This is a genomic window from Natronorubrum aibiense (assembly GCF_009392895.1).
Taxonomy (GTDB): domain Archaea; phylum Halobacteriota; class Halobacteria; order Halobacteriales; family Natrialbaceae; genus Natronorubrum; species Natronorubrum aibiense.
Window position 1 is genome coordinate 1,143,045 of sequence record NZ_CP045488.1, and the last position, 11,624, is coordinate 1,154,668.

General features: G+C 65.5%; 12 protein-coding genes. 8 read left to right on the forward strand and 4 right to left on the reverse strand.

The annotated features are described in order from the left end of the window. Positions 1 to 27: 27 nt before the first annotated feature. From GCU68_RS05685 to GCU68_RS05695, 3 genes are all read left to right on the forward strand, one after another. On the forward strand, positions 28 to 753 hold the full coding sequence (locus GCU68_RS05685) for a DUF4397 domain-containing protein (protein ID WP_152943613.1): 726 nt from the start codon (positions 28 to 30) through the stop codon (positions 751 to 753). Between the two features lie 116 nt (positions 754 to 869). After that, positions 870 to 2,927: an excinuclease ABC subunit UvrB gene (uvrB, locus tag GCU68_RS05690; protein ID WP_152939749.1), complete on the forward strand. Its 2,058-nt coding sequence runs from the start codon at positions 870 to 872 to the stop codon at positions 2,925 to 2,927. Positions 2,928 to 3,023: 96 nt separating this feature from the next. After that, entirely contained in the window at positions 3,024 to 3,437 is a 414-nt protein-coding gene (locus GCU68_RS05695; RefSeq protein ID WP_152939750.1) for a hypothetical protein, read from the forward strand. A 100-nt stretch (positions 3,438 to 3,537) separates the two neighbouring features. Here GCU68_RS05695 and GCU68_RS05700 read toward each other — a convergent pair whose 3' ends face one another. The 4 genes from GCU68_RS05700 to GCU68_RS05715 all read right to left on the reverse strand — a co-directional run bounded on the left by GCU68_RS05700 (position 3,538) and on the right by GCU68_RS05715 (position 6,880). Then, positions 3,538 to 4,014, reverse strand: coding sequence for a GNAT family N-acetyltransferase (locus tag GCU68_RS05700; RefSeq protein ID WP_152939751.1), 477 nt, complete (start codon positions 4,012 to 4,014; stop codon positions 3,538 to 3,540). Positions 4,015 to 4,091: 77 nt separating this feature from the next. After that, positions 4,092 to 4,388, reverse strand: a complete 297-nt coding sequence (locus GCU68_RS05705) for an SUI1 family translation initiation factor (protein WP_152939752.1) — start codon at positions 4,386 to 4,388, stop codon at positions 4,092 to 4,094. A gap of 51 nt (positions 4,389 to 4,439) precedes the next feature. Further along, positions 4,440 to 6,236: an excinuclease ABC subunit C gene (locus GCU68_RS05710; RefSeq protein ID WP_152939753.1), complete on the reverse strand. Its 1,797-nt coding sequence runs from the start codon at positions 6,234 to 6,236 to the stop codon at positions 4,440 to 4,442. A 26-nt stretch (positions 6,237 to 6,262) separates the two neighbouring features. Then, the gene (locus GCU68_RS05715; RefSeq protein ID WP_152939754.1) at positions 6,263 to 6,880 is read right to left on the reverse strand and encodes a hypothetical protein; all 618 of its coding nucleotides are present in this window, start codon (positions 6,878 to 6,880) and stop codon (positions 6,263 to 6,265) included. A 110-nt stretch (positions 6,881 to 6,990) separates the two neighbouring features. On the opposite strand from GCU68_RS05715, the gene GCU68_RS05720 reads away from it, so the two are divergent. From GCU68_RS05720 to GCU68_RS05740, 5 genes are all read left to right on the forward strand, one after another. Then, positions 6,991 to 7,260, forward strand: a complete 270-nt coding sequence (locus GCU68_RS05720) for a hypothetical protein (RefSeq protein WP_152939755.1) — start codon at positions 6,991 to 6,993, stop codon at positions 7,258 to 7,260. Positions 7,261 to 7,348: 88 nt separating this feature from the next. Further along, on the forward strand, positions 7,349 to 8,275 hold the full coding sequence (locus tag GCU68_RS05725; protein ID WP_152939756.1) for an ABC transporter ATP-binding protein: 927 nt from the start codon (positions 7,349 to 7,351) through the stop codon (positions 8,273 to 8,275). Further along, entirely contained in the window at positions 8,272 to 9,246 is a 975-nt protein-coding gene (locus GCU68_RS05730) for an ABC transporter permease (protein WP_152939757.1), read from the forward strand. The genes GCU68_RS05725 and GCU68_RS05730 overlap by 4 nt, the downstream gene beginning before the upstream one ends. A gap of 101 nt (positions 9,247 to 9,347) precedes the next feature. Further along, entirely contained in the window at positions 9,348 to 10,322 is a 975-nt protein-coding gene (locus tag GCU68_RS05735) for an ArsA family ATPase (RefSeq protein ID WP_152939758.1), read from the forward strand. A 114-nt stretch (positions 10,323 to 10,436) separates the two neighbouring features. Next, positions 10,437 to 11,609: an MFS transporter gene (locus GCU68_RS05740; protein ID WP_152939759.1), complete on the forward strand. Its 1,173-nt coding sequence runs from the start codon at positions 10,437 to 10,439 to the stop codon at positions 11,607 to 11,609. The last annotated feature ends 15 nt before the right edge of the window (positions 11,610 to 11,624 follow it).

The window sequence follows — 11,624 nt, forward strand, 5'->3', positions numbered from 1 at the left end:
GTATCACGACGCACAGCCCTGAAATCGATGGGCGCTGCCGGTGGACTCGCTGCCGCGAGCGGAACCGTTTTCGCAACCGGAGAGTACGCGGACGACAAACGATCGAAAAAGAAGGAGAAAGAAATGACAGACGGCGACGACGCTCCCGCCATTCCAAACGCGGCGGTTCGCGTCGCACACTTCTCGCCGGACGCGCCGAACGTGGACGTCTACGTGAGCGGGAACCAGATCCTGTCGAACGTCGGCTACGGCGACGTCTCGCCGTATCTCGAGGTCGACCCGGGAACGTACAGAGTCACGATCACGGCGGCCGGCGATCCGGAGACGGTCGCGTTCGACGATGACGTGACGGTCGGCTCTGCGTTCTACACCGTCGCCGCGATCGGCGAACTCGGGGCCGGCACGTTCCGACCCGAAGTGCTCGTCGACGCCGGCTCGGCGCTCGTCCGGCTGTTCCACGCGTCACCGGACGCCCCAGCCGTCGACGTCTACGCCGACGACGCGCCCCTGTTCGAAGACGTCGAATTTGGCGAGTCGACGGACTACGTCGCTGTTCCGGCCGGCAGCTACACCCTGTCGGTTCGACCGGCGGGCGATCCGGAGACGACCGTCGCCGCGTTCGACGTCGATCTCGAGTTGGACACGGCCTACACCGCAAACGCCATCGGCTACCTCGAGCCGCCAGCGGAGACGGAAGGCCGCGAGTTCACGGCTGAAATTACGGTCGACGGCGTGCTCGGCGACGACGCGTAATCGACGCCGGTCGATTCGGTCGGCCATCGGTCGCGTGCGTTCGCGCCGTCGCTCCTGTGACCGTCTCGCGTGCCGCATGCGAGCGGGTGAAGTGGCTCGACCACCTGAACCCGATAATGAGCGACACGCGAGGCCCCCTCCAGCCGGACCGTCCCGACGTCGATCGCCCCTTCGAGGTCGACGCGCCCTTCGAGCCCGCAGGCGACCAGCCGGAGGCGATCGAACAGTTGGCCGATGGCTTCCGGTCGGGGATGGACAAACAGACCCTGCTCGGCGTGACCGGCTCGGGGAAGACCAACACCGTCTCGTGGACGATCGAGGAGATCCAGAAGCCGACCCTCGTCATCGCCCACAACAAGACGCTGGCGGCTCAGCTGTACGAGGAGTTCCGGAACCTGTTTCCGGACAACGCCGTCGAGTACTTCGTCTCCTACTACGACTACTATCAGCCCGAGGCCTACGTCGAACAAACCGACACCTACATCGACAAGGACGCCTCGATCAACGACGAAATCGACCGCCTGCGCCACTCCGCGACGCGCTCACTGTTGACCCGCGAGGACGTTATCGTCGTCGCTTCGGTGTCGGCGATCTACGGCCTTGGCGACCCGCGCAACTACATCGACATGTCGCTGCGACTCGAGGTCGGCGAGTCGGTCGGCCGCGACGAACTGCTCGCGCGACTGGTCGACCTCAACTACGAGCGCAACGACGTCGACTTCACGCAGGGGACATTCCGCGTGCGCGGCGACACCATCGAGATCTATCCGATGTACGGCCGCTACGCCGTCCGCGTCGAACTCTGGGGCGACGAGATCGATCGGATGGTCAAAGTCGACCCGCTCGAGGGGAAAACTCAGGGCGAGCAACAGGCCGTCCTGATCCACCCCGCAGAGCACTACTCGATTCCCGAAGCGAAACTCGAGCGCGCGATGGACGAGATTCGCGACGACCTCGAGTCGCGAATTTCGTACTTCGAACGGCAGGGCGACATGATCGCCGCCCAGCGCATCGACGAGCGAACGACGTTCGACTTGGAGATGATGGCCGAGACGGGTTACTGTTCGGGCATCGAAAACTACTCCGTCTACCTCTCGGATCGAGAGTCGGGCGAGGCCCCCTACACGCTGCTTGATTACTTCCCCGACGACTTCCTGACCGTCGTCGACGAGTCCCACGTAACCCTTCCCCAGATCCGGGGCCAGTACGCCGGCGACAAGTCCCGCAAGGATTCGCTGGTCGAGAACGGGTTTCGACTCCCCACCGCCTACGACAACCGCCCGCTCACATTCGAAGAGTTCGAGGAGAAAACTGATCAAACGCTGTACATTAGCGCGACGCCGAGCGACCACGAGCGCGAAGAAAGCGAGCAGATCGTCGAACAGATCGTTCGACCGACCCATCTCGTCGACCCACAGATCGAGGTCACAGACGCCACCGGGCAGGTCGACGACCTCATGGACCGCATCGACGAGCGCATCGACCGCGACGAGCGCACGCTGGTGACGACGCTGACCAAACGGATGGCCGAGGACCTGACCGAGTACTTGGAGGAAGCCGGCATCGACGTCGCGTACATGCACGACGAGACGGACACCTTAGAGCGCCACGAGATCATCCGCTCGCTTCGACTGGGCGAGATCGACGTCCTCGTCGGCATCAACCTGCTGCGGGAGGGGCTGGACATTCCCGAAGTCTCGCTCGTGGCGATCCTCGACGCCGACCAGGAAGGGTTCCTGCGCAGCGAAACGACGCTCGTCCAGACGATGGGACGCGCAGCCCGAAACGTCAACGGCGAGGTCGTGCTCTACGCCGACGAACCCTCGAACGCGATGGAGTCGGCGATCGAAGAGACCCAGCGCCGTCGCGAGATTCAACAGGCATACAACGAGGACCACGGCCTCGAGCCGACGACGATCGAGAAAGAAGTGGGCGAAACCAACCTCCCCGGAAGCAAGACCGACACCTCGAGCGTCTCCGGGACGGACATTGCGGACGACGACGAGGCCGCCCGATACATCGCCGACCTCGAGACGCAGATGCAGGAGGCGGCGAGCAACCTCGAGTTCGAATTGGCGGCGGACATCCGGGATCGGATCCGAGAGGTGCGTGAGGAGTTCGACCTCGAGGGCGACGATGACGAGGGAATCGCGCCGCCAACCGAGGAGTTCTGAGAAGCGACGGTCGTTTCTTCCGACCGAAAACTGATCCGTCGAATCCGAAAACGGTATTTTGCGACTCGAGCCGGTACATACTGCTGTGTGGTGTCAATGGACACACAAAAGAACGCAGACGAGGAGAGTGAGACGCTACCAGCGCGGCGGGCGTTACTCGGCGCGGTCGGGGCGGCAACGGGACTGACGGCGCTGACCGGGACGGGCGCGGCACAGGGAGATGGAGCGATCCGAACTCGGGGGTGTACCGACGCCGAACTGACCGCGGACGACTGGTCGACCGGTGCGATCACCGTCCACGACTGTTCGGGTACCGGCGGGCAGGTCGACGTCAGCGTCACCGGCAGCGTTTCCGAACAGCGATACGTCTCGTCGACGGCCACTCTGCCCTCGAGTGGGACGTTGTCCGTGCCGGCCGGCGGTCGGGAGACGCTGTGGTTCACCGGGCGGCTCTCGCGGCTGTCCTGCTCGAACGACGCACTCAACGTCGGCATCGTCAACCGCGGGTGAACTACCCCTGCCTACTCGCCGCCTGCGGCGGCTCCTTGAGGCAGGGGCTTAGCGCCCTCACCGCAACGCTACGCGTTGACAACGTTCGCCGCAGTCCGTTTCACAGTTCGAGCGTGTAGACCGCCTCGTCGTAGTACTCGCCGTCGATTTCGACCTCGCCGGAGTCGGTCTGCTCGAAGCCCAGCCCCTCGTAGAAACGCCGACTGGCGTCGTTGAACGCGAAGTCGAACGATCGAATTCGGTCGACGTCGTAGGCCTCGAGTTGCTCGATCAGGCGTTCGTGGAGGTCGCTGCCGACCCCCTCACCCTGAAAATCCGGATCGACGTACATCCGGAGGATGTCGGCCGTCTCACCCTGCGCGACGGCGTGGGTAAAGCCGACGACCTCGTCGTCGGCCTCGACGACGAGAACGACCGTGCCGGGTGCCTCGAGCGGCATCGAGTCGCCAGTGTACCAGTTGTCGACCGTGCGATCGATCATGTCGGCCTCGAGTTCGTCGTAGGTGTCGTGCCAGGTCTCGCGGGCGACGGCTTTGATTGCCTCGAAATCGTCGGCGTTCGCCGGTCGAATGTCCATATTAATAATTGGGAATGGCGGGCATAAAGTGACTTCGGCCGTGGCATCGACTGCCGATCGCGTGGCTCGTGCGGGGATTACTCCTGGACGTCGAAGCCACGGTCGCGAAGTAAGTCGGGGACGCGATCGCGGTGGTCGCCCTGCAGTTCGATCCGGTTGTCGTCGATCGTCCCGCCCGTCCCGAGCGCCTGCTTCAGTTCCGACGCCGTCGATTTGAGCTCCGATTGGGGAAGGTCGAACCCTTCGACGATCGTCACCGGCTTGTCGTACCGACGCCGCTCCATCCGAATTGACAGGCGCTGCTCGGCCGTTTCGAGATCGCCCTGGCTGTCGAGTTCCTCGAGGAGGTCCTCGAGTTCGTCGTCGTTTGGCATGGTGTAGCGTACGCCGTCAGTGAGGATAGTACTGTCCCTGCGGTGTGACGGCTACAGTCGCGACTTGATCGTCTCGGCCGTCCGCTCGCCGACACCGGAAACGCTCTGTAAGTCCTCGAGGCTCGCCTCCCGAACGTTCTCGACGCTGCCGAACCGGCCCAGCAGCCGCTTTCGCGTCTCGGGACCGACGCCGGGGACGTCGTCTAACACCGTCGACACCTCGTCACGGATCGTCTGGTGGTACTGGACCGCAAAGCGATGGGCCTCGTCGCGCACCCGCTGGAGGAGGTGCAGGTGGGGCGCGTCGCTCGGCCACGAAAACTGGCGGTCGGGCGTGATGACGCGCTCCTCGGCTTTCGCGAGCGCGACCGCCGGCACGTCCCAGCCCACCTCGGCCAGCGCATCGCGGGCGGCCTCGAGTTGGCCCTCGCCGCCGTCGATCAGCAACAGATCGGGGTCGGGCCGGTCGTCTCGTTCCTCGACGGCGCGGCGAGCACGCCACTCGAGCAAGGCTCGCATGTTGTCGTAGTCGTCGTTCTGGTCAGTAAGTTTCTTCCGCCGGTAGTCGGCCTTCTCGGCGCTGCCCTCGACGAAGGTGACGTTGCTGCCGACTGCGGCGGTGCCCTGCGCGTGGCTCACGTCGAATCCCTCGATCCGGCGGGCCGACTCGAGTTCGAGCGCGTCGGCTAACATGGCACACTCGTCACGGCCGCCGACGTTCCGCCGGGCGTTCTTGAGCGCGAGTTCGACAAGTTTGGCTTCCCGACCGGCGCCGGGGACCCGAACCGAAACGCCTTCGGCCTCGAGCCACGCCGTGACCTCGCTGTCGCCGTGGCGTTCGGGCAAGAGCAGAGCATCGGGCAGGTCGCGCTCGGCGTAGTACTGGACGACGAAGGCGGCGAGGACGGTCGGGGTGCCGCCGTCGGCGTTGGTGTCGGTATCGGTGCCGGTAGCGGTGTCGGCGTCAGGGGCCGCGTGACTCGGGTCTGCCCCCGGTGCCTCGAGCGTGTGTCGATCCCGGTCGACCAGTTTGCCGCGCTCGGCGCGCAGTCGCGCAACCGTGGCGTCGTCGCCCTCGATGGCGACCCCGAGGATGTCGACGGTGCGCTCGTCGCCGACCGACTGGATCGCCTCGCCACCCGCGCCGTGGAAGGCTTCGACGGTCTCGAGTCGGTCTCGGAGATTCGCCGCGCGTTCGAACTGTTGGTTCTGGGCGGCAGTTTCCATCTCCCGGCGCAGCGGGTCCGCGAGGACGCCCGTCTCGCCCTCGAGGAAGCGCTTGACGGCAGTCACGTCCTCGGCGTAGCTCTCGAGGTCGATCTCTCGCGTGCAGGGGGCCGTACAGAGCCCCATCTCGTAGTCCAGACAGGGGCGATCGCGACCCGCGTACTTGTGGTCCGAACAGCCGCGGATGCCGTAGGTTTCCCGCAGTGCTTTCACGACGGTCTCGACCTGCCCTTTGTTCGTGTACGGGCCGAAGACGGTCGCTGATTCTGCGGGATCGCGGGTGATCTCGATCCGCGGGGCCTCATGGGCCGTCAACTGGACCATCGGATACGACTTGTCGTCTTTGAGCCGGACGTTGTACCGGGGCTGGTGGCGCTTGATCAGGTTGGCCTCGAGCAACAGCGCCTGCGTCTCGGTGTCGGTGACGGCGATCTCGATCTCGTCAGCGCGGTCGACCATACGCCCGATCCGCGCGCTCCGCGGGTCGGCGTAGGAGCGCACTCGACTGCGAAGATCGACGGCTTTCCCGACGTAGAGGGTCGTCCCGTCGGCTCGGAACTGGTAGACCCCCGGCTCACGCGGCAACGCGCCGGCTCGCTTGCGAACCCCGTCGGCGTTCATCGGCGGCCCTAGGGTCGCGAGGACTTTCAGCCTGACTCCTCGGCGACGGTCGCGGTGCCAGCCGTGTCAGACGTCGATTCGGGCCCAATCGCGGCCTCGAGCGCTTCCGGTCGCCCGGCCTCGAGATCGGCGGTAGTGACTGGCACCGCGATATCGTCGTCGCCGCTGATCCGGAACACGAGCCGACGCGAGCGCGACCGGGCGTAGCGGGTCGAGAAAACGGCCGCGACGAGCAGCAAGACGACACCGACCACGACGAGAGTGATGTCGAACACGACCAGCAGCGTTTCGACGAAGCTGAGCAGGGTTGCGGCGATCCCCGTGAGCCCGCCGCCACCGAGCTCGACGCCGCTGACGGCGGCCGCGAAATTAGTCGTCGTCGCCACCACGAGCAGCCCGGTGCCGAGGAACAGGAAGACCGCCATCCACAGGAGGTGTCTCGGCGCGCTCTCGATGTCGACGGAGACCCGGGTGACGTTCGGCCGGTCGGCGTGGCGGTAGGTCGGCCCGTCGCCACCGGCGGTGAACACGAGCACCCGGTGGTTCGTGATGACCACCGTTGCGGTCTCGAGATCGATGCGCTGGCGCTCGCGCTCGCCGTCGAACAGCAACTCGTCGACGTGCTCGCTCCAGGATCGACTCATCGAACGAGCGGTTCGGCGTCACGAGGCAAGTAGCTCGCGGCGACCTGCAGCGGCTGCGAACGCGACACGGACACGGTACATTCTCGGTGATCGACTCGTAAGGGCCGCGTATGAGTGACTCGACGGTGCAGTGCTGGCTCGTCGAACGCGAGTTCGGCGACCGTGATTTCGTGACGATCGTCTACGCGACGCCGGACGGCTCGCGCTACCAGCAACGACAGCGCTCGTCGACGGCGCTGCGAACCGGCCCCGACGTCACCGCCGCCACGGAGATTCCCGAAGACGACCTCGAGCCAGTGCCCGACGCAGAAACCAGAGAACGCTACGCGAACGAGGTCGAGCGGACCGCCGAGCGATACGATCCGGACGACCCGATCTAGCCGGACACCGTTTGTTCCTCGGAGATTCTCGGAATATTATCAGTTGGAAGTAACAACTCTTATCGGTGAACGCCGTGACCACACAGCTATGCCAGCTATCAGCGTCGATACGCTGACCAAGTCCTATGGCCAGACGCTCGCACTCTCGGACCTCTCCTTCGAGGTCGAAGAGGGCGAAGTGTTCGGCTTCCTTGGTCCCAACGGCGCCGGCAAGTCGACGACGATCAACGTGATCCTCGACTTCATCCGGCCGACCGCCGGACAGGTAACGGTGCTTGGGCTCGACGCCCAGGCCCACAGCCGCGAGATCCGCTCGCGGACCGGTGTCCTCCCCGAAGGTGTCGAGACGTACGACCGGCTGACGGCACGGCAACACCTCGAGTTCGCCATCGACTCGAAAGGTGCCGACGACGATCCCGAAGCCCTCCTCGAGCGCGTCGGCCTCCGCGACGCCATCGACAAGAAGGCCGGCGGCTACTCGAAAGGGATGTCCCAGCGGCTCATGCTCGCGATGGCGCTGGTCGGCGAGCCCGAACTGCTGATCCTGGACGAACCCTCGACGGGCCTCGACCCCAACGGCGCTCGCGAGATGCGCGAGATCGTCCGCGAGGAGAACGAACGCGGCGCGACGGTGTTTTTCTCGAGTCACATCATGGAGCAGGTCGAAGCAGTCTGTGACCGGGTCGGCATCCTGCGCGACGGCGAGATGGTCGCCGTTGACTCGGTATCGGGGCTGCGCGACTCCGTCGGCGGCGGAACGAGCCTGCGAATTACCGTCGACCGAATCGACGACGACGCGCTGCAGGCGGTTCGCTCGCTGCCGGACGTCACGAACGCTGCCGTCGACGGTCAGACCCCGCCGACGCTGGTCGTTCAGGTCGACGGCTCGAAAACGACCGTCCTCTCGACGCTCGAGGACCACGGTATCGAGGTGCAGGACTTCTCGACGAGCGAGGCCTCGCTCGAGGACGTCTTCCAGTCGTATACGACGGACGCGGAGGTGACGGCCCGATGAGCACCGAAACCGCCACCACGAGCGGGGGGACGACCTCGCCCTCGAGTTCGATCAATCTCGAGAGTGTCCGTGCGGTCGCCAAAAAGGACTTCCAGGACGCGGTCCGCTCGTGGATGTTCTGGGGACTGAGCGTCTTCTTTTTCGTCCTGTTGGTCGCGGTCACGGGAACGATCTCGTACTTCGGCGAGGAGATCGCTCAGCAAGGCGCGACGACGGAAGCGCTGGTGCTGTTCGTCAGCCAGATCACGCGGCTCGTGATCCCGCTGATCGCGTTGATACTGGGCTGGAAGGCGATCGCCGGGGAGCGCGAGACGGGCAGCATCAAGATCCTGCTCTCGTTGCCCCACTCCCGAAAGGATGTCCTGCTCGGGAAACTCATCGGTCGCTCGGCCGTCCTCTCGGTGTCGCTGGTCGTCGGGTTCGCCCTCGCCGCGATCATCGTCGCGGCGCTGCTCGGGAGTTTCGACCCCGTTGACTACGTGAGCCTGCTCGTGATGGCGATCATCTACGGCATCGCCTACACGAGTATCGCCGTCGCGCTGTCGTCGGTCACGCGGTCGACGACGATCGCCGGCGCGGCGATGGTCGGCATCTTCGTGCTGTTCTACATCGTCTGGAACGCGATCCAGACCGTCTTCCAGATCCTGATGAACCGCGGCACGATCGAGGGGGTCAGCTACACACAGGAGGTCCCCGTCGCGGACGGCACGACACAGCAGGTGACGATGGACCGACTCCCCGACTGGGCGCTGTTCATCGATACGATCGATCCGGGCAACGCCTTCCAGAACGCGATCACGGTCCTCAGTTCGAGCGGCGGCAGCGAACTCGGAACGTCCTTCCCCGAGGTGTGGTTCGCCAACGGCGTGCCGTTCTACCTCGAGAACTGGTTCTCCTTTATTATCCTCCTGCTCTGGATCGTCGTCCCGACGGTCATCGCACTCTACCGGTTCGACCGCGTCGACCTCTAGACGACGGTTCCGCTCTCGTTCTCAAGTCACCCCATCAACAGCGAGGACACTCCCTGAGAACAAGCCGTTCGTTTAGGTTCCGGCCGGTCGTACTCGAGGCAATGACCGACTGCATCTTTTACGGCGGCAAAGGCGGGGTCGGGAAGACGACCTGTGCGGCGGCCACCGGCGTTCGACTCGCCGACGCTGGCCAGAAGACGCTGGTCGTCTCGACGGACCCGGCCCACTCACTATCGGACTCGCTTGAGGTCGATCTCGGAAGCGACCCGCAACGACTCGAGGTCGGCAGCGATCACCGGACGGCGAGCGGTGAGGGCGGACTGTGGGCCGTCGAGATCGATCCCGAGACGCAACAGGAACGCTACGAAAAGCTAGCACACGCGTTAGCCAGCGACCTCCGCAGCGCCGGCATCAGACTCGACGACGAGGAGGTCGAGCGGATCTTCGCCTCGGGTGCGCCGGCCGGCAGCGACGAACTGGCGGCGCTCGATTTACTCGTCGAGTACGTCGACTCGAGCGAGTGGGACACCGTCGTCTTCGACACCGCACCGACGGGACACACCCTCCGGCTGTTCGACATGCCCGACGCGATCGGCCCGGCACTCGAGACGCTCCGGTCGCTGCGCGGGCAGGCCCGGCGGATCGGCACCGCGGCCAAGTCGGCGGTGTTCGGCCCCATGTCGATGATGACCGGCCGCAGCGACGACGAAGACGAGAGCCTCGAGGCGTTTCAGGCTCGCCTCGAGCGCGCTCGCGAGTTGCTCGTCGATCCCGAGCGCACCGAGTTCCGCGTCGTGCTCATCCCCGAGGGGATGGCCATCGCCGAATCCGAACGGCTCGTCGAGACGCTCCGCGAGGCCGGCGTGCGGGTCGATCGCCTCGTCGTCAATCAGGTACTCGAAGATCCCGACGAGGACTGTTCACGCTGTCAGTCCCGCCACGAGCGCCACGAGAAACGGCTCGCAGAGATACGAGAGACGTTCCCCGGCCTCGAGGTCGTCACGCTGCCCGAACGGGAGGGCGAGGTACAGGGCCTCGAGGCAGTGGAGGCGGTCGCCGCCGAACTCCCGTCGTAGGGATTGCCTGTCGTCGCGGTGTCGGTCACGTGTGTTCGTCTCACGCTTTCTTTCCGCGAATCGCACAGGCTAAGTATCCGCATCCGCTTCCACCGGAGCGTGGGTACGTCGGTGATGCGCTGGCGATATCGAGAAACGGTCCTCGCGCTGTGTACGCTCGCCTTCTTCGTCACGATGGTGGGCCGGTTAGCGATCAGTCCCGTCCTCCCCGACGTCGTCGAGACGTTCGGCGTTTCGAACGCGGTCGTCGGCCTCTCGCTGACCGGAATGTGGCTCGCCTACGGGCTCGCCCAGTATCCGAGCGGCGTCCTCGCGGATCGGTACGGCGAGCGACTGATCATCCTCGTCGCCGTCGGCGGCTCGGCGCTGGCCGCGCTGGCCGTGTCGATCGCCCCCGTCTTCGGGGTGTTCTTCCTCGCGACGATCGTACTCGGCGCGGTCGCGGGCCTGCACTACAGCGTCGCGACGACGCTGCTCGCCCGAACGTACGACAACGTCGGGACCGCGATCGGAATCCACAACTCCGGGGCGACGGTCGCCGGCCTCCTCACACCCGTCGCCGTGGCGTGGATCGCAGTCCGATTCGGATGGCGGGCAGCCATTGCCGTCGTCGCCCTGGTCGGGGTCCCGTCGGCGGTTCTGTTCGCCTGGAAGGTCCGACCGACCGAGCCTCGTCGTCCGGAGACGCCGCTTCGCAAGCGGTTCCAGCTCGGGCCAATCGGCGAGCTGCTCACCCGGCCGCCGATCGCGTTCGCGCTCGGTATCGCCATCGTCGGCGAGTTCGCCTGGCAGGGGACCGCCTCGTTCCTGCCGACGTTTCTCATCGACCACCGCGGCCTCTCGACGACGCTCGCGGGAACGTTCTTCTCGCTGTACTTCGTCGTACAGGGCGTCGCCCAGATCGGCGTCGGGGCCGTCTCCGATCGGATCGGCCGGGACCGCGCGCTCGCCGGCTGCATGTTCGCCGGCGTCGTCGGATTCAGCGTGCTCGTCACGATGGCCGGACTCCCGTCGATCGCCGTCGGCGTGACGTTTCTCGGGATCGCCATGAGCTTCGGCTCGGCGCTCATGCCCAGATTCTTGCGCGAGCTCTCCGCCGAAGAGCAAAACGCCGGGTTCGGCCTCGTTCGAACCGTCTACATGATCGTCGCCTCACTGGGGTCGGTCGTCGTCGGATCGCTCGCGGATCTGTTCGGCTGGGCGGTCTCTTTCGGCTTCCTCGCAGCGGCGCTCGCCGCCGTCGTGCTCGCGCTCGCGATCAATTCGGCGTTCGACCTCGGCTACTGATCGCCAGCGCGAGTC